General features: G+C 68.3%; 19 protein-coding genes. 10 read left to right on the forward strand and 9 right to left on the reverse strand.

What is annotated here, in order from left to right:
* The first annotated feature begins 219 nt into the window (after positions 1-219).
* The 7 genes from MARPU_RS05035 to MARPU_RS05065 all read left to right on the forward strand — a co-directional run bounded on the left by MARPU_RS05035 (position 220) and on the right by MARPU_RS05065 (position 9,903).
* Complete coding sequence (locus tag MARPU_RS05035; RefSeq protein ID WP_005220430.1) at positions 220-1,569, forward strand: TolC family outer membrane protein; 1,350 nt, start codon at positions 220-222, stop codon at positions 1,567-1,569.
* Between the two features lie 77 nt (positions 1,570-1,646).
* Positions 1,647-2,753, forward strand: coding sequence for a chorismate synthase (aroC, locus tag MARPU_RS05040; RefSeq protein WP_005220431.1), 1,107 nt, complete (start codon positions 1,647-1,649; stop codon positions 2,751-2,753).
* A 38-nt stretch (positions 2,754-2,791) separates the two neighbouring features.
* Complete coding sequence (locus tag MARPU_RS05045; RefSeq protein WP_005220433.1) at positions 2,792-3,946, forward strand: MFS transporter; 1,155 nt, start codon at positions 2,792-2,794, stop codon at positions 3,944-3,946.
* A gap of 114 nt (positions 3,947-4,060) precedes the next feature.
* Positions 4,061-6,157, forward strand: coding sequence for a glycogen debranching protein GlgX (gene glgX / locus MARPU_RS05050; RefSeq protein ID WP_005220435.1), 2,097 nt, complete (start codon positions 4,061-4,063; stop codon positions 6,155-6,157).
* 212 nt (positions 6,158-6,369) lie between these two features.
* A complete protein-coding gene (locus MARPU_RS05055) occupies positions 6,370-7,599 on the forward strand; it encodes a polysaccharide deacetylase family protein (RefSeq protein WP_005220437.1) in 1,230 nt (409 codons plus the stop codon).
* A 6-nt stretch (positions 7,600-7,605) separates the two neighbouring features.
* Positions 7,606-8,436 carry a hypothetical protein gene (locus tag MARPU_RS05060; protein WP_005220440.1) on the forward strand — a complete coding sequence of 277 codons (831 nt, stop codon included), beginning with the start codon at positions 7,606-7,608 and terminating at the stop codon, positions 8,434-8,436.
* A 3-nt stretch (positions 8,437-8,439) separates the two neighbouring features.
* A complete protein-coding gene (locus tag MARPU_RS05065; RefSeq protein WP_005220443.1) occupies positions 8,440-9,903 on the forward strand; it encodes a glycogen synthase in 1,464 nt (487 codons plus the stop codon).
* A gap of 301 nt (positions 9,904-10,204) precedes the next feature.
* Here MARPU_RS05065 and MARPU_RS05070 read toward each other — a convergent pair whose 3' ends face one another.
* The 7 genes from MARPU_RS05070 to hoxE form a co-directional block, all read right to left on the reverse strand.
* Positions 10,205-10,672, reverse strand: coding sequence for a hydrogenase maturation protease (locus MARPU_RS05070; RefSeq protein WP_005220444.1), 468 nt, complete (start codon positions 10,670-10,672; stop codon positions 10,205-10,207).
* Positions 10,660-12,096, reverse strand: a complete 1,437-nt coding sequence (locus MARPU_RS05075) for a Ni/Fe hydrogenase subunit alpha (RefSeq protein WP_005220445.1) — start codon at positions 12,094-12,096, stop codon at positions 10,660-10,662. The genes MARPU_RS05070 and MARPU_RS05075 overlap by 13 nt, the downstream gene beginning before the upstream one ends.
* A gap of 28 nt (positions 12,097-12,124) precedes the next feature.
* Complete coding sequence (locus MARPU_RS05080) at positions 12,125-12,415, reverse strand: hypothetical protein (RefSeq protein ID WP_005220447.1); 291 nt, start codon at positions 12,413-12,415, stop codon at positions 12,125-12,127.
* A 23-nt stretch (positions 12,416-12,438) separates the two neighbouring features.
* On the reverse strand, positions 12,439-12,981 hold the full coding sequence (locus MARPU_RS05085) for an NADH-quinone oxidoreductase subunit B family protein (protein WP_005220448.1): 543 nt from the start codon (positions 12,979-12,981) through the stop codon (positions 12,439-12,441).
* Positions 12,978-13,709 carry a bidirectional hydrogenase complex protein HoxU gene (gene hoxU / locus MARPU_RS05090; RefSeq protein WP_005220449.1) on the reverse strand — a complete coding sequence of 244 codons (732 nt, stop codon included), beginning with the start codon at positions 13,707-13,709 and terminating at the stop codon, positions 12,978-12,980. The genes MARPU_RS05085 and hoxU overlap by 4 nt, the downstream gene beginning before the upstream one ends.
* 17 nt (positions 13,710-13,726) lie before the next feature.
* Complete coding sequence (locus MARPU_RS05095; RefSeq protein WP_005220451.1) at positions 13,727-15,337, reverse strand: NuoF family protein; 1,611 nt, start codon at positions 15,335-15,337, stop codon at positions 13,727-13,729.
* Positions 15,338-15,495: 158 nt separating this feature from the next.
* The gene (gene hoxE, locus MARPU_RS05100) at positions 15,496-16,038 is read right to left on the reverse strand and encodes a bidirectional hydrogenase complex protein HoxE (RefSeq protein ID WP_005220453.1); all 543 of its coding nucleotides are present in this window, start codon (positions 16,036-16,038) and stop codon (positions 15,496-15,498) included.
* A 168-nt stretch (positions 16,039-16,206) separates the two neighbouring features.
* Between hoxE and pssA the strand changes: the two genes are divergently transcribed.
* A complete protein-coding gene (gene pssA / locus MARPU_RS05105) occupies positions 16,207-16,950 on the forward strand; it encodes a CDP-diacylglycerol--serine O-phosphatidyltransferase (protein WP_005220455.1) in 744 nt (247 codons plus the stop codon).
* 19 nt (positions 16,951-16,969) lie between these two features.
* Positions 16,970-17,872, forward strand: coding sequence for a patatin-like phospholipase family protein (locus MARPU_RS05110; protein ID WP_005220457.1), 903 nt, complete (start codon positions 16,970-16,972; stop codon positions 17,870-17,872).
* 16 nt (positions 17,873-17,888) lie between these two features.
* Here MARPU_RS05110 and MARPU_RS05115 read toward each other — a convergent pair whose 3' ends face one another.
* Positions 17,889-18,140 carry a hypothetical protein gene (locus MARPU_RS05115; RefSeq protein ID WP_232229501.1) on the reverse strand — a complete coding sequence of 84 codons (252 nt, stop codon included), beginning with the start codon at positions 18,138-18,140 and terminating at the stop codon, positions 17,889-17,891.
* Between the two features lie 322 nt (positions 18,141-18,462).
* Positions 18,463-18,927, reverse strand: a complete 465-nt coding sequence (locus MARPU_RS05120) for an Lrp/AsnC family transcriptional regulator (RefSeq protein ID WP_005220463.1) — start codon at positions 18,925-18,927, stop codon at positions 18,463-18,465.
* Between the two features lie 421 nt (positions 18,928-19,348).
* Here MARPU_RS05120 and leuA point away from each other — a divergent pair, with 421 nt between their 5' ends.
* Positions 19,349-21,016 carry a 2-isopropylmalate synthase gene (leuA, locus tag MARPU_RS05125; RefSeq protein ID WP_005220465.1) on the forward strand — a complete coding sequence of 556 codons (1,668 nt, stop codon included), beginning with the start codon at positions 19,349-19,351 and terminating at the stop codon, positions 21,014-21,016.
* Positions 21,017-21,088: the final 72 nt, after the last annotated feature.

Consider the following 21,088-nt stretch of genomic DNA (forward strand, 5'->3'; position numbering starts at 1 on the left):
TTGGGGGAATCCTCGTGAGCGGGGCGGCGGGCGGTCTGCGCGGGGCGGGGACGTCCGGTCGGGGCAGGGCGCCCACGCATTGAGGGCGAACCCGCTTCTCCCCTATACTGCAATCCAAGCATGATGACGGAATCCCGTCTCGATTGGAACCATCGCCTCTGGATCCAAACACGATGTCCAGCCGTCGTGCGCGGGTCTGCACCCAGGAAACCAAATCCGATGCGGAAAACCCTTCCGACCCTGATCACGGCTCTTCTGTGCGGGATCGCGCCGCTGAGCCAGGCCGAGGATCTGCTGCAGATCTACGACATGGCCGCGCAGAGCGCGCCCACCCTGCGCGAGGCCGAACAGCGTCTGTTCGCCTCCCGCGAGGCCCGTCCCCAGGCCCAGGCACTGCTGCTGCCGAGCCTGAGCGTGCAGGGCGACGTCGACTACCAGAGCGTCGACAGCAGCGGCACCAGCACCTTCGGCAGCTTCGACCGCTATGACAAATACGGCACCCAGGGGCTGCAGGCGGTGGTCAACCAGACCGTCTACGACCGCGCCAGCTGGATGACCCTGAAGCAGTCCGATCATGTCATCGCCCAGGCCGAGGCGGAGTTCCGCGACTCCCAGCTCGAACTCATGGTCGAGACCACCGAGTCCTACTTCAACGTGCTGCGCGCGGCCGACGCGGTGACCGTGCAGGAGGCGCTGCTGCGCGCCAACGAGCGTCAGCTCGAACAGTCGCGCCAGCGTTTCGAGGTCGGTCTGGTGGCGATCACCGACGTCAACGAGAGCCAGGCCGCCTACGACCGCTCGCGTGCTGATCTGATCACCGCGCGTAACGATCTCGACAACGCCTGGGAAGCGCTGCGCACCATCGTCGGCCCGATCCAGGTGCCGCTGGCGCGGCTCGGCGACCGTTTGCCGCTCTCGCCGCCCGAGCCCAACGAGATCGACGTCTGGGCCAAGACCGCGCTGCGCAGCAACTACGGCATCGTCGCCGCGAGCGAGGCGGCGAACGCCGCGCGCAAGGGCATCGAGATCGAGCGCTCCGGTCACTACCCCTCGGTCAACCTCCAGGCCGGCTACGATATCTCGCGCTCCGACGCGACCTTCGACACTGACTCCGACACCGGCTTCGTCGGCCTGAGCGTCAACATCCCGGTGTTCCAGGGTGGGGCGGTCAGCTCGCGTACCCGTGAGGCCGGCTACAACTTCCGCGCCGCCCAGGACCGTCTCGACCAGACCCGTCGTCAGGTCAGCCAGCAGGTCAAGGACGCCTATCGCGGCATCCTCTCGAGCATCGAGGACGTCAAGGCCCGTCAGGCCTCGATCGTCTCGGCGCGCTCGGCGCTGGAGTCGACGCAGGCCGGGCTCGAGGTCGGCACCCGGACCCAGGTCGACGTGCTCAACGCCCAGCGCAACCTGTTCCAGGCCGAGTTCGAGTACCTGAGCGCGCGCTACAACTATATCGTCAACGGGGTCAAGCTCCACCAGGCCACCAGCACCCTGAGTCGCGAGGTGCTGGCCAAGGGCAATGCCTGGCTCAACCCCGACGACGTGGTGGCGCCGCCGACCTATTGATCCGCCGGGCCACGCCGGCGTGCTCGGCGTGGCCTGTTGCATTGTCCTGAACCCTTCTCGTTGCCTGGATCCCGATCATGTCTGGAAGCAGTCTCGGTAAACTGTTCGTCGTCTCCGGTTTCGGCGAGAGCCACGGGCCGGCCATCGGCGGCATGGTCGACGGCTGTCCGCCCGGATTGGCGCTGTGCGCGGCCGATCTGCAGCGCGATCTCGATCGGCGCAAGCCGGGGCAGTCGCGCCACACCACCCAGCGGCGCGAGTCCGACACCGTCGAGATCCTCTCCGGGGTGTTCGAGGGCCGTACCACCGGGGCGCCGATCGGGCTGCTGATCCGCAACGAGGACCAGCGCTCCAAGGATTACTCCGAGATCGCCACCCGCTATCGTCCCGGCCACGCCGACTATTGCTACGACCAGAAGTACGGTCATCGCGACTATCGCGGCGGCGGTCGTTCCTCGGCGCGCGAGACGGCGGTGCGGGTCGCCGCCGGGGCGATCGCCAAGAAGTATCTGGCCGAGCACGCCGGGGTGCGAATCCGCGGTCATCTCTCCCAGCTCGGCCCGATCCGTCCGCGCGATTTCGACTGGGCGGCGGTCGAGTCCAACCCCTTCTTCTGGCCGTGTCGCGAGAGCGTGCCCGAACTCGAAGAGTTCATGGACGCGTTGCGCAAGTCCGGCGACTCGATCGGTGCGGCGCTCACCGTGGTCGCCGAGGGGATGCCCAGCGGCCTCGGTGAGCCGATCTACGATCGTCTCGACGCCGATATCGCCCACGCGATGATGGGGATCAACGCGGTCAAGGGGGTCGAGATCGGTGACGGCTTCGCCTGTGTCGAGCAGCGCGGCAGCGAGCATCGCGACGAGATGACCCCGGAAGGCTTCCTCTCCAACCATGCTGGTGGGGTGCTCGGTGGCATCTCCTCGGGTCAGGACCTGGTGGTGCGCATCGCGCTCAAGCCGACCTCAAGCATTCGCATCCCCGGGCGTTCGATCGATCGTGACGGCAACCCCGTCGAGGTGGTCACCAAGGGGCGTCACGATCCCTGTGTGGGGATCCGTGCCACGCCGATCGCCGAGGCGGTGCTGGCGATCGTGCTGATGGATCATCTGCTGCGTCATCGCGCCCAGAACGCCGCTACCCAGGCGCCGATCCCGCCGATCGCCGCGCGCGCGCCCGGCGCCTGAGTCCGCGTGGGCGCCCGCAGGGCGCCTCAGTCACCCTCATGCCCTACTGGCGTCTCTCCGGCTACTACTTCTTCTATTTCGCCTCGCTCGGGGCGCTGGTGCCCTATTGGGGGCTCTATCTGCAGGATCGCGGCTTCGATGCCCTGGCCATCGGCCAGCTGCTGGCGATCCTCTATGCCACCAAGATCGTCGCCCCACTGGTCTGGGGACAGCTGGCCGATCGCAGTGGTCGGCGGATGCCGCTGGTGCGGCTCGCGGCGTTGCTCTCGGTCGTGCTCTTCGGGCTGATCTTCATCGGTGAGGGGTTCTGGGCCACGGCGCTGGCGATGGCGCTGTTCAGCTTCTTCTGGAACGCCTCGCTGCCGCAGCTCGAGGCGGTGACCTTCAATCATCTTCGCCGTCGGCCGACGCGCTACGCGCTGGTGCGGGTGTGGGGTTCGGTCGGCTTCGTGCTGGTGGTAGTGGCGTTGGGGATGGCGCTACACGCGCAGTCGTTCGCGATCCTGCCCTGGTGGGTGCTGGCGCTGCTGCTCGGGATCTGGCTGACCAGTCTGATGATCCCCGACAGTGCGCCGGTGCGTGCCCAGGACGCCGAACCCCGGATCGGCGCCTTATTGCGCCGGCCCGCCGTGCTCGCCTTCTTCACCACCTGCCTGCTGATGCAGCTTGCCCACGGCATCTATTACGCCTTCTACTCGATCCATCTCGAGGCCAACGGCTACGGTACCGACGCCGTCGGCGGGCTGTGGGCGCTGGGGGTGGTCGCCGAGGTGGCGATCTTCCTGGTGATGCACCGCTTGCTCGAGCGCTTCGGGGCGCGTCGGGTGCTGCTCTGGAGTCTGGCCCTGGCGGTGGTGCGCTGGCTGGTGATCGGCGCCTGGGTCGAGTTGCTGTGGCTGCAGGTGCTTGCCCAGTTGCTCCATGCCGCGACCTTTGCCACCTTCCACGCCGCGGCGATCCATTGGGTCCACCATGCCTTCCCCGGGCGTACTCAGGGGCGCGGGCAGGCGCTCTACAGCGCGCTGAGCTTCGGTGCCGGCGGCGCCGCCGGCAGCCTGATCGGTGGGTTGCTGTGGGAGGATGCCGGTGCGTTGGCGACCTTCGGGGGCGCGGCGCTGGCCTCGGCGCTGGCCTGGGTGCTGGCCTGGGGCTGGGTGGATCGTCCGTCATCGGCGCTGCTGCGACACGCCTGAGGCGGTCGGGGCGGGCGCGCGTGCTATGCTCACGGTGCCTGTGACGCCGAGGTCGCGTCACCTCTTCCGCTGCCTCGCCCGGCAGCATCTGCAACCGGGACCGCGCACTTCGTCATGGTCGCTCTCAATGCTCCCTATCACACCCTGCCCGGGCACCGTCACCCGCCGGGGGCGACCGTGGAGGATGCCGGGGTCAACTTCTCGGTGTTCAGCCGTCATGCCAGCGGCGCCGAGCTGCTGCTCTATGCCGGCGCCGAGAGCGCCGAGCCCTTCCAGGTCATCCGTCTCGACCCCGAGGTCAATCACACCTTCTTCTCCTGGCACGTGCTGGTGGTCGACCTGCCGCCAGGGACCCACTACACCTGGCGCATGGACGGTCCCTTCGATCCGCAGGGCAACGGTTGGCGCTTCGACGCTGAGGTCGAGTTGGTCGACCCCTGGGCGCGTGCGGTCAACGTCTGTGGTTGGGACCGCTGGCGCCGTCAGGTCGAGGGCGTGCGCCCCCACGACTCGCCGCGTGGTGTGGTGCTCGCCGAGGAGTACGACTGGGAGGGCGACACCCCGCTGCGCCGCCCCTGGGAAGAGACCATCATCTATGAGCTGCACGTCGGCGGCTTTACCCGTCACGCCAGCGCCGGGGTCGCGCACCCGGGGACCTTCCTCGGGCTGATCGAGAAGATCCCCTATCTGCGCGCGCTCGGCATCACCCATGTCGAGTTGATGCCGGTGATGGCCTTCGACGAGCAGGACGTGCCGCCGGCGGTGTGGCAGGCGGGGCTGCGCAATTACTGGGGCTACAGCAGCTACGGCTTCTTCTCGCCGCACCCGGGCTATTGCGTCGACCCCGAGGCCGGCTGCCATCGGCGCGAGTTCCGTGACCTGGTCAAGGCACTGCATCGCGCCGGGATCGGGGTGATCCTCGATGTGGTCTTCAACCACACCAGCGAGGGCGGGGCGGGGGGGCCGACCCTGACCTTCAAGGGCTTCGGTAACGAGACCTTCTACTGTCTCGATGTGCTCGATCGGCGTATCTATCTCGACTTCACCGGCTGCGGCAACACCGTCAACGCCAACCACCCGCTGGTGGCGCGCTATATCATCGACGCGCTCGAGTACTGGGTGCGCGAGATGCACGTCGACGGCTTCCGCTTCGACCTGGCCAGCGCCATGGCGCGCGACGCCGACGGCCAGCCGCTGGCCAACCCGCCGGTGCTGTGGGGGATTGAACTCTCCGACACCCTGGCCACTAGCCGGATCATCGCCGAGGCCTGGGACGCCGCCGGGCTCTATCAGGTCGGCAGCTTCCCCGGCTATCGTTGGATGGAGTGGAACGGTCGCTATCGCGACGTGATCCGTCGCTTCGTGCGCGGCGATCCGGGATTGGTGGCCGAGGTCGCCACCCGGCTCGCTGGCAGCAGTGATCTCTATCAGGCCAATCTCCGCCATCCGCTCAACAGCGTCAACTTCGTCACCTGTCACGACGGCTTCACCCTCTGGGACCTGGTCTCCTATGGCCGCAAGCACAATCTCGCCAACGCCGAGGACAACCGTGACGGCAGTGACGACGGCCTGAGCTGGAACTGCGGCATCGAGGGCGAGACCGAGGATCCCGAGGTGCTGGCGCTGCGTCGGCGTCAGGCCAAGAACCTGCTCGCGCTGCTGTTGCTCAGCCAGGGCGTGCCGATGCTGCTCGCCGGCGACGAGGTGTTGCGCACCCAGGGCGGCAACAACAACGCCTGGTGTCAGGACAACGCCGAGAACTGGTTCGACTGGTCGCTGGTCGAGCGCAACGCCAGCATGTTGGGCTTCGTGCGCGGGCTGATCGCGTTGCGCCAGCGTCACCCGAGTCTGCGCCGACGCCGTTTCCTCAACGGTCGGGCGCGCTCGGACGCGGGGCTACCCGACATTCGTTGGCACGGCCTCGAGCCCGATCAGCCGCCCTGGGACGATCCGCAGGCGCGGGTGCTCGCCTTCACCCTGGCGCCACTGCGCAAGACCGAGCCGGTGCTGCATGTGGCCATCAACATGGAACCCTGCGCGCGTCGCTTCACCCTGCCGCAACTCCCTGGCATCGCCTGGTTCCGTGCGCTCGACACCGCCAGTGCCTCACCGACCGACCTGATCGAGCCCGACCTCCAGCCGCCGCACCCGGCTTCAGTGCTGTTGGTGCGCGGTCGTAGCCTGGTGGTGCTCGAAGGGCGGGGCGAGTAGGGCGCGTCGATCGTCAGCCTCCAGTGGCGAGGGTCCTGACGGCTGGTGGCTCTTTCCTGCTTCGCGCTCTTTGCGCCATGGCGGTTCAATCCTCCTGGCCGCTGGCCGCTGGCCGCTATCCCACGCTTTACCCACCCCGCCCCATTGTTTAATGTGGGATTGCTGTAGCCCGTGGATGTCGCGGGCCCCGTCGACCCGCTGTTCAGACCTGGATGACCGTCACCAATATCGCCCACGCACTCGGGCTCCACATGCACCAACCCCCGGGTAATCTGCGCCTGCTGATCGAGGCCAGCCCCTGGGAGGCCGAGCAGATCATCCGTTGTTACGAACGGGTGGTGCGCTATGCCGAGCACTTTCGCGATGTCTCGGTGTTACACGTCGGTTTCTCCGGGGTGCTGCTCGAGCAGTTGCTCGATCCCGAGGTGGTCGCGCGTTATCGCACCGTCGTCGACATCCCGGCGATGCTCGATCGATATCGTCGGGCGACCAACATCGAGCTGGTGGGAACGGGGTATTCGCACCCGATCTTCCCGTTGATCGCGCGCGCCGACTGGGCCGAGCAACTGGCACGGGGGCGGGCCCTGGTGGAGCGCGCCTTCGGTCGCGCGCCGCGTGGGTTCTGGCCGCCGGAGCTGGCCTTCACCATGGAGATGATCCCGGCGCTGGTGAAGGCCGGGTACGACTATGTGGTGGTCGACGGTGGCCATGTGCGCCCGGCCGATGGCATGAGCGACGTGTTGCGTCCCTATCTGGCCTGTCATGATGGCGCCTGCATCCGTGTGGTGCCGCGCGATCGTGCCCTCTCCGGCGCGCAGCAGTCGGGGCTGGAGCCTGATGGCTTCGAGCGCGAGGTCTGCCTCCGTGCCGCACGCTCGCCACGCCCCCGCGAGCCGCGTTTGCTCACCACTTGGTGCGACGGCGAGAATGGTGTCTGGTTGCGTCAGACCCACGAGCAGGCGGGTTTCTTCGGTCACTTCTTCGCGCCGCAGATGGCGCGCTGGCGCGATGGCGAGAGCATGATCCGTCCGGTGTCGCTCGGATGCTATCTCGATGCCTTCCATCCACGCGTCCACGCGCGGGTTCAGGCGGGTTGCTGGAACATCGATGCCGATGTCGGCGCCGAACTCTCGCGCTGGACCGGCAGCCGGATGCAGCGCGCGGCGGTGGCCGAACTGGCGAGACTGAGCGAGCGTTACTGGAGTCTGTTGCGTGAACGCCGCGAGGATGACGATGATGGCCATCTGGCGCGCGCTCGGCAGTTGATCCTCGAGGCCGAGACCAGCTGTTATCTGTACTGGGGCGAATCCTGGTTGCCGTATCTGTATCAGCGCCTCGAGGCGGCCGCGCGCACGCTGGCGGCATTCGCGGGAGAGGACGGTTCGGCGCCGCCGCCGACGTATCGCTCGAACGATCTGATGTTGACCGATGCCGAGGTCTGATGGGCCTTGCTTGAAGAGGAGCGCACAGCGATCGATATCCACCAAGACTCCCGCGCGGACGAAGTCGGGGCGCGTCCCGGCGAAGAGGCCGGTGCGGTGATGGCCGATCCGGCGCCGATGGACTTCCCTGCGTTGCGGCGTGGCAGCGAAGTGGTGCTGTTCGAGCGTGCTGCGGGTGGTGTCGGGGCGAGCTGGAGCCTTTCCTCGACCGACGTGGCGCGCGCTACCGCGCTCTTCGGTCCCGGGGGGGCGAGTCCGGTGGTGCGGCTGCTGCGCGCAGCCCCGGGCACCGGCGACCGGCTGGTGACGGAGCGGGTGGTGCGGACACGGGTGAGCGGTGGCGCGGATGGCAGGATGGTGCTCGCGGAGAGACCGCCGAGCGGTGATTATTGCGCCGAACTCGGACTCTCCGACGGCGCCGAGGGTTGGGTGATGATCGCCCGCTCCGAGCCCTTCGCGCATGGACTCGGGCTCGATGTCGATGTCGAACGTGTGCGGCGCGCTGTGGTGGCGCGGCGCGCTGTCGCCGCCTCGGTGTCGGTCGCTGCACCTGCCGATGTGCCGGAGCGGGATGATGCGCGATTGGTCGACGAGGTCCCGCCGAGGCTGGAGTATGCGCGACCCTCGCCCCGCGCCGAGGGCGTGATGGTCGAGGCGCGGTTGTGTGTCTCGGGCTGGGCGCCGCCGGGGCGCGAGATCGATCTGTTCGGTCAGCCGTATCGGGTGGGACCGGGGGGGCGCTTCCAGTTCGAGTGCCGGGTCGACGACCCTGAGCTGCTGCGCGCGATCCTGGCGCAGCATCCGCCGGCGCTGGCGCCGCGCGCCGAGGAGGACTGAGCGATGCGCGTGGTCATGGTCGGCGCCGAGTGCGCGCCCCTTGCCAAGGTCGGCGGGCTCGGCGACTTCACCCAGGGGCTGGCGCGCGCCCTGGCCGCGACCGGCGTCGAGGTCCAGGTGTTGCTGCCCTATTATCGCGGGCTGCTGGCGGAGCCTTTCGTCTCGCGGCTCGAGCCGCTCGACGAGCCGCTGTCGATCCCGCTCGACGGGGCCGTGCTCGAGTGCGCCTGCTGGCGGTTGCGGGTCGAGGGGCTCGACTGCGTTCTGATCGATCCGGCAGGTGACTGGTTCAGTCGCTCGCGTATCTATGGCGAGCCCGACGACGGGCTGCGCTTTGCGCTGTTCGCGCGTGCGGCCGATGCGCTGCTGCGTCGCCCCGGATGGCGGCCCGACATCGTCCATTGTCACGACTGGCAGAGCGCGCTGTTGCCGGTGCTGCAACGGGCCGTGCCGGATGCCGGCGACGTCTCCGCTCGAATCTGTCTCACCCTGCACAACCTTGCTCATCAGGGGCTGGTCGAGCCGGCGGTGCTGACGCGTCTCGGGGTCGATGTCGGGGCGCTGCTCGATCCGGGTCCACTCGACGACCCCGCCGTGCCGGGACGGGCCAATCTGCTGCGTGGCGCCATCCACTGCGCCGACTTCGTCAACACCGTCTCGCCGCGCTATGCCTGGGAGGTGCTGCACACCGAGCAGGGCATGGGGCTGCAGAGGGTGTTGCAGTCTCGTGGCGACAGTTTCGGTGGCATCCTCAACGGTATCGATGACGCGGTCTGGGATCCGCAGACCGATCCACTGATCCCCGTCCGCTATGCTCCTGACACCCTGTCGCTCAAGGCCGGCAACGCTGAGGCGTTACGCCGACGTCTGGGGTTGCGCGCGCGCGCCGCGCCGATCCTCGCCGTGGTCAGCCGGCTCGATGCGCAGAAGGGGGTCGAGCTGATCCTCGGCGGGATCGACAGCGCGCTCGCGCTCGGCTGTCAGGTGGTGCTGCTCGGCTCGGCGCCGGATCCGGCGGTGGCCGCGCGCTTCGCCGCTCGGCGTGAGGCCCTGGCCGACTGTCCCGATGCCCATCTCGAACTCGCCTTTGACGAGGAGTTGGCCCATCTCATCTATGCCGGTGCCGACATGATCCTGGTGCCGAGTCGTTACGAACCCTGCGGACTGACCCAGTTGATCGCGATGCGCTACGGCACCCTTCCCCTGGTGCGTCGGGTCGGCGGTCTGGCCGATACCGTGATCGACGCCAATCACAGCGACCGCCCTGCCGGCGAGCGCAACGGCTATCTGTTCGAGGCGCAGACGACCGAGGCGGTCCATAGGGTCCTGGCGCGTGCGGTCTGGCTGTGGCGCCATCACCCGGAGCATGTCGATCGCCTCAGGGACAACGGGATGCGTGCCGATCACAGTTGGCGGCGTCCGGCGACGCGTTATCTCGACCTCTATCGCGGGCTGCTCGGCGCGTGATCCCGACGCCGGGGGGCGGCCTGTTGTTCGCGCTTGGCTCGGGACGGATGAGACGGCAGCCAGCCCCTTCCGATTGGTCGTGGACTCAGCCACCCTCGGCGTGGCGATCGCCTCGAGGGTCGCTGTCGTCTCGAATTGCGATGCGTTTGTCGATGCAGACCGGTACGAGTTTCGCGTCAAGACCGGTCGCGGGCGTGTTGGCGCGTCGACAGGGCTTGGTACGGTTGACTGTCGCCGCTTTTCCGACCCCAAGGGGCATCGAGCGACCGCTCGATTGCCGCCCTGGCGCACACCCCGTGGTTCATGGGCGCGACTCGTCGCTCGGCGTTTGCTCGAGCAGGCGCTCGATGTGGGTGCGTACCGCCGGGATCATCCGCGCGACCTCGGGCGAGAGCCGATAGCTGGCGTAGTCGAGCGAGGCGGCGCCGACCGAGAGCAGCCAGGCCGTCGGGCGGTGATCGTAGAGCGCCTCGCACCAGGCGAGCAGCTCGCGCGGGTCGAGGAAGTGGGCCATGCTCGATCCGCCGGCGCGGCTCGGGTCGAGACGCTGACAACGGATCTCGCCGGGCGCGGTGTCGAGTGCGGCGTCGAGGAAGATCACCCGGTCACAGTCGAGCAGCTCCGGGATCAGGTCGGCGGTGAGGATATGACGGGCATGGACCCGCAGGCGCGGATCGCTCGCCTCCGCTTCGAGTTGTTCGGCGAGCAGCGGGCCGAAGGCATCGTCGCCGCGGATCGGGCTGCCGTAGCCGAGGATCAGGACTGGCATGTGCGCTCCAGGCGGTCGAGCGGCTGGCCGCGGTGATCGCGCAGCTCGATGACCAGCGGCATCTGGCCGACGGCGTGCGAGGCGCAGGACAGACAGGGGTCGTAGCAGCGGATCACCGCCTCGACGCGGTTGAGCATGCCCTCGCGCAGATCGTTGCCGTCGACATAGGCCGCGGCGACCTGGCGGATGCTCTGGTTCATCGCCAGGTTGTTGTGTCCGGTGGCGATCACCAGGTCGACCCAGGTGATCAGCCCCGCCTCGTCGATGCGGTAGTGGTGCATCAGGGTGCCGCGCGGGGCCTCGGCGACGCCGATGCCCTCGTCGCGATTGCTGCGCGCGCGGGCACGGACCCGGGTGTCGAGGATCTCGGGGTGTCTGAGCAGTCGCTCCATCATCTCCAGGGCATAGATGATCTCGACCAGTCGCGCGTAGTGATAGTGGAAGCTGCTGCTCACCGGTCCGGACTCCTGCAGCATGCGGAACTCGGCGAGGGCGACGTCGGCATAGGGGGTGCCGCAGGCGTCGGCGTTGTTGAGCCGTGCCAGCGGGCCGACGCGATAGATCCCCTGGGGATAGCCGTGCGGCTTGTAGTAAGGGAACTTCATGTAGCTGAAGTCCTCGACCGCCTCGCCGATCAGCCGGGGGTATTCGTGCGGCGGTACCTGGTCCTCGAGGATCCGGCCCGCGGCGTCCTTCACCCGCAACAGCCCGTCGTAGTGCTCGAGCCGTCCCTCGGGGCTGACCAGGCTGAGAAACAGGGTGGGGAAGTTGCCAAAGCGCGTCGCCTCATCGCGGAAACGCGGCAGCAGTCCCTTGTAGAGGTCGTAGGTGCGCTTGGCAATCTCCAGCCCCTCGGGGAGCAGGGCGAGGATGGTGTCGCGTTGTTCGGCGCCGAGCGGCGTGCTCACCCCGCCGGGCACCACCCAGGTCGGGTGGATCTTCTTGCCGCCCAGGGTCTCGATGATCTGCTGGCCGATCTGGCGCAGCCGGATGCCGTCGCGCGCGAGTTCGGGGTGCTGGCGCATCACCCCGAAGATGTTGCGGCTGGCCGGGTCGGCGTCCCAGCCGAGCAGCAGATCGGGCGAGGAGAGATGGAAGAAGGAGAGCGCGTGCGATTGCGCCAGCTGGGCGAGGTTCATCACCCGGCGCAGCCGCTCGGCCGCCGGCGGGATGCTCACCGAGAGCAGATGATCGCAGGCCTTGTTGGAGGCGAGCAGGTGACTGACCGGGCAGATCCCGCAGGTGCGTGCGGTGAGCGCCGGCATCTCGCGATAGGGCCGACCCTCGCAGAACTTCTCGAAGCCGCGGAACTGGGTGAGATGGAAGCGCGCGTCGGCGACCTCGCCCTGGTCGTCGAGCTGGAGGCTGATCCGGGCGTGTCCCTCGATGCGGGTGACCGGCTCGATGGTGATGGTGCGGCTCATGGTGTCCTCTCCCTCGTGGCGTGCCGGCTCAGGTGCCCGTCTCGTGCCCCTGCTCGTTGGCGAGCGCCCGGGTGGTGATCTCGTGGTAGAGATGGATCATCGAGGCGATGATCGTGCCCAGCTCGGGGTGATCGCGCCAGCGTGGCTGCAGCGACCGGGCGTCGGCGAAGACCTCCTCGAGAAAGCTCAGGTCGAAGGTGTCGAGCGCCTCGCCACGCTCGACCTTGGCCTTGATGTCGAGCGCGCGCGGCAGGCGCTGGGTGCGCAGTCGCTCGAGCAGGGCGACGATCACGCCTTGTTCGGTCTCGGGGTCGGGCATGGCCGATGGTCTCCTGGGGTTGGTCAGGCGCCGAAGCGGGTGAAGGCGCTGGGGTCGGGGTCGCGCCCCTCGAGCAGGGCGGCGAGCACCTGCCAGATCGCCTCGGCGCTCGGGGGACAGCCGGGGACGAAGACGTCGACGGCGACCTCACCGTGGATCGGCACCACGCGCTGGCGCAGCGCCGGCACCCCGCGATCGGGCAGCTGTGGCTGCAGGGTGACGTTCTCGCGATAGGCGCGGGCGAGCACCTGCTCGAGCGGGAAGTGGTTGCGCATCGCCGGCACGTTGCCGTTGACCGCGCAGTCGCCGAGGCTCACCAGCACCCGGCAGTGCTCACGGAAGCGGCGGGCGAGCGCGAGGTCGTCGGCGTTGCTGATCGAGCCCTCGAGGATGCCGACGTCGACCCGTTCGGGCAGCACCTTGGTATCGACCAGCGGGCTGTAGACGATATCGATGCGTTCGCTCAGTTCGATCAGGCGTTGGTCCATGTCGAGCAGCGACATGTGACAGCCCGAGCAGCCGTCGAGCCAGGCGGTGGCGACCTTGAGTCTGGGGGTGGCGCTCATCGTGGATGCCTCCGACGCGCGAGGATCGGCAGGAAGTGCTGGTCCTTGACCATCTCGCCGACCGAGGTGCCCTGCTTGACCAGCGCTCCGGTGGGACAGACCTGGACACACTTGCCGCAGCTGGTGCAGGTCTCGCTCTCGACCCAGGGTTGGGCCATGTCGGTGATCACCCGACAGTCGCTGCCCCGACCCATCACGTCCCAGCTGTGAGCACCCTCGATCTCGTCGCACACCCGCACGCAGCGGGTGCAGAGGATGCAGCGGTCGTGATCGAGCCGGAACATCTCGTGCGAGCTGTCGACGGGGTAGGAGACGGCGCGTCTGGGCATGCGCATGTGGTCGACCCCGCAGCGCTGCGCTAGGGTCTGCAGCTCGCAGTGACCGTTGGAGACACACACCGAGCAGACATGGGCGCGCTCGGCGAACAGCAGCTCGACCAGGGTGCGGCGGTAGCGGCGCAGCCGCTCGGTGTCGGTGCGCACCTCCATGCCCTCGATCACCCGTGTCGAGCAGGCGGCGGCCAGGCGTGGCTGGCCGACGATCTCGACCATGCACAGGCGGCACCCGCCCCAGGTCGAGAGCCCCTCGAGATAGCAGAGGCTGGGGATCGGGATGCGGTGCTCGCGACAGACCTCGATCAGGGTCTCGTCCTCGCGGGCGGAGAGGTCCTGGTCGTCGATCCTGAAGGTGACGACGCGGACCTTGGGCTGGCTGGCTGGACCTGGCATGCTCCTCTCCCGTGCCTTCAGTCGACGAGTCGCGACTCATACTCGTCGCGGAAATAGCGTAGCGTGCTCAGCACCGGATTGGGCGCGGTCTGACCGAGCCCGCACAGGCTGGTGGCCTGAACCACCTCGCACAGCTCCTCGAGCAGCGCCAGCTCGGCGCGCCCGGCCTCGGCGGCGGCGATGCGCTCGAGCAGGGCGTGCATCTGCTGGGTGCCGGTGCGACAGGGCACGCACTTGCCGCACGACTCGGTCATGCAGAACTCCATGAAGTAGCGCGCGACATCGACCATGCTCGAGCGCTCGTCCATCACGATCATCCCCCCCGACCCCATGATGGTGCCCAGCCCCTTGAGGCTGTCGTAGTCGACCGGGGTGTCGAGATGGGCGCGGGGGATGCAGCCGCCCGAGGGGCCGCCGGTCTGTACCGCCTTGACCCGACCGCCGCCGGGGATGCCGCCGCCGATGACCTCGATGATGTGTGCCAGGCGGGTGCCCATGGGCACCTCGATCAGCCCGGTGTTGACGATGGTGCCGGCGAGCGCGAAGACCTTGGTGCCCTTGGAGCCCTCGGTGCCGAGGGCGGCGAACCAGTCGCCGCCCTCGCGCACGATGGGGGCGATGTTGGCGAAGGTCTCGACGTTGTTGATCAGCGTCGGGCAGCCCCACAGTCCGGCCTCGGCGGGGTAGGGCGGGCGTGGCCGCGGCTGGCCGCGCAGCCCCTGGATCGAGGCCATCAGCGCGGTCTCCTCGCCGCAGACGAAGGCGCCGGCGCCGAGACGGATCTCGATCTCGAAGCCGAACTGGGTGTCGGCGATCTGGCTGCCGAGGAAGCCGGCGCGCTTGGCCTTGCGGATGGCGTTGGTGAGCCGCTCGACGGCCAGCGGATACTCAGCGCGGACATAGACATAGCCCTTGCTCGCGCCGACGGCATAGCCGGCGATGGCCATGCCCTCGATCACCCGGTGCGGGTCTGACTCGAGCACCGCGCGATCCATGAAGGCGCCGGGGTCGCCCTCGTCGGCGTTGCACACGATATATTTCTGCCCGCCCGGCATCTTCGCCACCGTCGACCACTTCAGCCCGGTCGGGTAGCCGCCGCCACCGCGCCCGCGCAACCCGCTGCTGGTGACCTCGCGGAGCACCTCGGCCGGGGTCAGCTCGGTGAGCGCGCGCACCAGGGCGCTGTAGCCGCCGACGGCGATGGCGTCGTCGAGGCTGTCGGGATCGATCTGGCCCGAGTGTTCGAGCACGATGCGGTGCTGGGCGGTGAAGAAGGGCTGGTCGGTGGGGCAGTGCAGTCGCTCGATGGGATCCGGCTTGCCGAGGTTGTCGAGGATCGCCGGGGCGTTGGCAGGGGCGACGTCGCGATAGAGACGCGAGGCGTTCAGCGTGGTCCCCGGCGGGGCCACCGCCACCAGTGGGCCGGCCGAGCACAGGCCCATGCATCCAACCCCCTTGACGCGACAGCTCTGGGTCTGTGGCTCGACCCCGGCGCGCAGTGCCTCGAGCACCTGTCCCGACCCGGAGGACTGGCAGCTCGCGGCCATGCACACCCGGATCTCGTGTTCGGTCTCCGCGTCGCGGGTGCGGATGGTGGCGGCCTGTTCGGCGAGATCGTCCAGATGCATCGCTCTGTCGCGGGGAGCCCGGCTGTGGCCGGGTGGGATAGCACGGCTCGCTGGCAAGCCCCGGTCCCGCTCTCCTCTTGAGGTTGGCTATCTCGGTGGCTGACTGGTCGGTGGCACCCCGACGGTGCCCGGCCGTCCCCTGTGCTGAGGTCGTCGCCTCAGGCCGGCGCGCGGGCGCGTGGTGGTGGCGCGGGTGCGGTCGTCGCGTGTTCGAGTTGCTCGAGCCGCTCAAGCAGCGCCTCCGGGGCGAGCTTGCCGACGACCTCGCCATCGACCACCGCCGCCGGGGCCAGCCCGCAGGCGCCGACACAGCGTGCGGTGAGCACCGAGAGTGCGCCGTCGGCGGTGGTCTCGCCGGGTTCGACCTGGTGATGCGCGCGCAGCGCATCGACCAGCACGCCCGCTCCCTTGATATAGCAGGCGGTGCCGGTGCATACCACGCAGGTGTGGCGTCCCTTGGGCTTGAGTCGGAACAGATGATAGAAGGTGGCGACACCGAAGACCTTGCTCAGCGGGACGTCGAGTGAGGCGGCGACGAACCTGAGTGCGGTCTCGTCGAGATAACCGAAGGCGTCCTGGACACTGTGCAGGGTCTCGATCAGGGCGTGATCGGCATAGCCGTTGCGGCGCATGGTGGCGTTGACCAGCTTCCAGCGGGTGTCGTCACTGGGCAGCGGCGGCTTGGGTCGGTGCAGGCTCATGTCCCCTCCGTCCGTCTGACGACGGTGCGTGGATTCGAGCGCGTTCGGTGTCTGTCCCCGGACGATCGCACCCGGATGCGCGTGCCGCTCCTCGCTTTCGGACGGGGTCGGCTCCCGGCTATACTCGCGCCAGTGCAAGTCCTGCTGCGCATCCAGACAAAGGAGACTATGGACGAAACGCTCGCATCCCGCAAACGGGCCCGCGGCATCTATCTGCTGCCCAACCTGTTCACCACTGCCGCGCTGTTCGCGGGCTTCTATGCCGTGCTCTCGGCCACCCATGGGCGTTTCGAGGCCGCCGCGCTGGCGGTGCTCGCGGCCATGGTGCTCGATGGTTTCGACGGGCGCATCGCGCGGCTGACCCATACCCAGACCGATTTCGGCGCCGAGTACGACAGCCTCTCGGACATGGTCGCCTTCGGCGTCGCCCCGGCGCTGGTCGCCTATCACTGGGCGCTCTCCGGGCTGGGTAAGGTCGGCTGGCTCGCCGCCTTCGTCTATACCGCCGCAGCCGCGCTGCGGTTGGCGCGTTTCAACACCCAGGTCGGGATCGCCGACAAGCGCTATTTCCAGGGACTGGCGAGTCCGGCGGCGGCCTCGATCATCGCCACTGGCGTGTGGCTGGGCACGGACCTGGGGATCGATGGGGCGAGCCTGTCATGGCTCGCCGCGCTGCTCACCGCCGGGGCCGGCCTGTTGATGGTGAGCAACTTCCGCTATCAGAGCTTCAAGCAGGTCAATCTGCAGGGGCGCGTGCCCTTCCTGCTCGCCGTGGTCATCATGCTCAGCTTCGCGGTGGTCTACATCAACCCGCCGCTGGTGCTGTTTGTGATGTCGGTCAGCTATGCGCTCTCGGGTCCGGCCTGGACCCAGATCCGTCTGCGTCAGCGTCGCGCGCGGCGGCGTCAGTGAGCGCCCAGGGGTAACCGCGGTGTCGGGACAGCTCGTCTCCCTGGTGCTCGGCAGCGGCGGCGCGCGCGGCCTGGTGCACATCGGCGTGATCGAGTGGTTGAATGCCCACGGTTATCGGATCGCCTCGATCAGCGGCGCCTCGATGGGTGCGCTGGTCGGTGGTATCCACGCCGCCGGCGAACTCGACGCCTACAAGCACTGGGTGTGTGCGCTGCGACGTCCCGACGTGCTGCGCTTCCTCGACTTCGCCTTCAGCGGCGACGGCCTGATCAAGGGCAACCGCATCATGGACACCCTGCGGGCGATGGTCGGTGACTTCGCCATCGAGGACCTGCCGATCGTCTTCACCGCGGTGGCCACCGACCTCGACCGTCAGCGAGAGGTGTGGATCTCGCGCGGCGCGCTGTTCGACGCTATCCGCGCCTCGATCTCGATTCCCGGTGTGTTCCGCCCGCACTGCTATCTGGGCAAGACCCTGGTCGATGGCGGGTTGCTCAATCCGGTGCCGATCGCACCGACCTTTCGCGACCTCACCGACCTGACCATCGCGGTCAACCTCAATGCCCAGCCCACCCCCGAGGTGCCACGCCCCCAGGTCGAGCCCCGGGATGATGCCGAGGCCTCGGCCACGCCCCCCGCAGAGATCGGTTACGAGCAGCGGATTCGCCAGTTTCTCGACGCCATCGGGCTCGATCTCGCCCGCGAGGACGAGGACAAGCTGGGGATGTTCGAGCTGATGAACCGCTCCTTCGAGACCATGCAGAACAGCATCGCCGCGGTGCAACTGGCCGCCTATCGCCCCGACGTGGTGATCGATGTGCCGCGCGATACCTGTGCCGCGCACGAGTTCCACCGCGCCAGCGAGTTGATCGAACTCGGCCACGCCCTCGCCGAGCAGGCCGTCCGCGAGGCGCGTCACTGAGTTCGGGGCGCTGCTCTCAGCACAGCGCCAACACGGCCTCCTCGCGGGTATAGAAGAGTCCGTCGCGAACGAACCCCGAGACGATCCCGGGACGGGTCTGTACCACGTTGCCTGCGGCATCGCGGCGCGCCACCCAGGTCGGCGGCAGGCCGTCGAGCACATGCACCGGTGCCGGGGAGCCGTCACGGAACCGCGACAGCACCCACTCGCCGCTGACGCTGTCGAGATAGCCGGGGACGAAGTTGGCGCTGCGGTTGTGTTCGCTCACCCCGCGGGTTGTGGCGAAACGGACATTCTCGTCATGCAATGACAGGGCTGTCAGGCCGGCGCTGCGTCGCGAAAGCGGCTCGAGCGGCCAGGAATGGGTGCCTCTGCTCGATGTTTCGTTACACATGATATCTGCTCGTTGCGTGGATGCTGACTGGGTGGTCAGCCCACTCGGCGCGGCTGACCCCGGATCCGGCGCGGGGCCGCCGCTGTGGTCGCGACGGCGCGTGCGCTGCCTTGCCGTTGACGGAGCACGGACCATGCCTTGTTATCGGCCCTGGCGGCGATTTGAACAGTGGAAAATGTAAGGGTTTTGCGCGCGCTCAATCCACCGGCAGTTGGGTACGTTCGAGCACCCGTCGCAGCACGAAGCTCGAGTGCACCCCGGAGACCCCCTCGATACGGGTGATGCGCTCGATCAGCAGTGCTTGATAGGCCTCCATGTCGGGGACGATCACCTTGAGCTGATAGTCGGCGTCGCGCCCGGTGATCAGCAGACACTCCAGGACCTCGGGCATCGCCGCCATCGCCTGCTCGAAGCGCTCGAAGCGCTCTGGGGTGTGGCGGTCCATCGAGATGCTGATGATCACCAGCAGGTTGAGTCCGAGCGCCTGGGGCGAGACCAGGGTGCGATGGCCAGTGATGATGCCCGCGGCCTCGAGCGCGCGTACCCGGCGCAGACAGGGCGAGGGTGAGAGCCCGACCCGTTCGGCGAGGTCCTGGTTGCTGATGCGTCCGTTGTCCTGCAGCTCGGCGAGGATCCGGCGGTCATAGCGATCGAGTTTCATCGAAGCTCCAAGATTGCGTCTTCAGTTGCCTGTTAATTTTTTATGTTGGCATTTTATTGCGCAAAAGCTGCTTTATCGGCGCGAATTCGCAATCCTCTGCCGGGGCCGCCGGCGTAGACTTACAACCGTCGGCCAACCAGCCGCCAACCACCGGCAGACGCCCACCAGGCGCGCGCCGAAACAGGCTCGATGTCCCAACCAGGACGAGAGCGGCCGAGGGTCCTTACCGGGACCGGGCACAGGAGACGACGCTCGCCCTGTCTCTGCGCGACGACAGCGCGAGGTCGTCACTTCACAGGCCCTCAGGGTTGACTGCCGGGAAAGACCGGCCCCGATTCATTCGCGGGCCGTCGTCGCACGGCCCGCGTCCCGCCCCGCCGCGTGTCAGCGGCGGGGCATCCCCGCCAAGGAGTAGAGCCGCATGACCCGCTTCGATCATCGCCGCTACCGGCCGTCCCCGGCGATGGCCATGCCCGATCGCCAGTGGCCGAACCGTATCGTCGAACAGGCCCCGCGCTGGGCCAGCGTCGATTTGCGCGACGGCAACCAGGCACTGCTCGAGCCGATGGATGTCGCGCACAAGCAGCGGTTGTGGCGATTGCTGGTCAAGCTCGGCTTCAAGGAGATCGAGGTCGGTTTCCCGGCCGCCAGCCAGCCCGACTACGACTTCGTGCGCTGGTTGATCGCGCACGACGAGATCCCCGAGGACGTCACCATCCAGGTGTTGGTGCAGGCACGCGAGGCATTGGTCGAGCGCACCTTCGAGGCGCTCGCCGGGGCGCCGCGGGCGATCGTCCATGTCTACAACTCGACCTCGCCGGTACAGCGTGAGCGCGTCTTCGGGCGCGACCGCGCCGGGGTGATCGAGATCGCCCGCGACGGCGCGCGGCTGTTGCGCGAGGCCGCGGCACGTCATCCCGAGACGCGCTGGACCTTCGAGTATTCGCCGGAGAGCTTCACCGCCACCGAGCCCGACTACGCCCTCGAGGTGTGCGAGGCGGTGCTCGCCGAGTGGGCGCCGACGGTCGATCGCCCCTGCATCATCAACCTGCCGGCCACCGTCGAGGTCGCCAGCCCCAACGTCTTCGCCGATCAGGTCGAGTACATCTCCACCCGGTTGTCACGACGCGAGGCGGTGGTGCTCTCGGTGCACCCGCACAACGACCGCGGCGGTGGCGTGGCCGCCGCCGAGTTGGCGCTGCTCGCCGGCGCCGATCGTGTCGAGGGCACCTTGTTCGGCAACGGCGAGCGCACCGGCAACGCCGATCTGCTGACCCTGGCGATGAACCTCTACAGCCAGGGCATCGACCCGCAGCTCGATCTCTCCGATCCGGCCGAGATCGTCGCCGTCTGCACCGAGTGCACCGGGTTGCCGGTGCATCCGCGTCACCCCTGGTTCGGCGAGCTGGTCTATACCGCCTTCTCCGGCAGCCATCAGGACGCGATCCGCAAGTGTCTCGCCCGGCAGCGCCCCGACGCGCCCTGGGACGTCGCCTATCTGCCGATCGACCCGCAGGACCTGGGCCGTGACTACCGCGCGGTGATCCGCGTCAACAGCCAGTCGGGCAAGGGCGGGGTGGCCTTCGTGCTCGAACAGGACTACGGCTTGCGCCTGCCGCGCTGGTTGCAGGTCGAGTTCGCCCAGGTGGTGCAGCGCGAGAGCGAGCGCCACGGCGGGGCGCTCGCCGCCGCCACCCTCTACGCGCTGTTCCGCGAGCACTATCTGCGCGAGCAGGGACCGACACGATTGATCGGTTATCAGCTCGACCACCCCGGCCAGGACCGCGTCGAGGCGCGCATCGACGCCGGCGAGGGCGAGCAGCGCTGGTGCGGCGAGGGCGAAGGCACCATCGCCGCCTTCGTCGACGCCTGCGCGCGCCGCTTCGACCGCAGCCTGCGGGTGCGGGATTACCAGGAGCACGCGCTCGACGGCGGCACCGAGGCCGAGGCGGTGGCCTATGTCCAGCTCGAGGTCGACGGCGTGCCGGTCAGCGGCGTGGCGACCGATCGCGACACCGTGACCGCCTCGCTGCGCGCCGTGCTCCAGGCGCTCAATCGCGCCGCGCTGGCCCGGGCCGAGGCCGCTTGACCGGCACGCCATGCCCGTCAAGGATATGACGGGCATGGCGTGCACGGGTTATGATCCGCTCCCGGTGGCGGG

Origin of the sequence: Marichromatium purpuratum 984 (genome assembly GCF_000224005.2) — a bacterium.
Taxonomy (GTDB): domain Bacteria; phylum Pseudomonadota; class Gammaproteobacteria; order Chromatiales; family Chromatiaceae; genus Marichromatium; species Marichromatium purpuratum.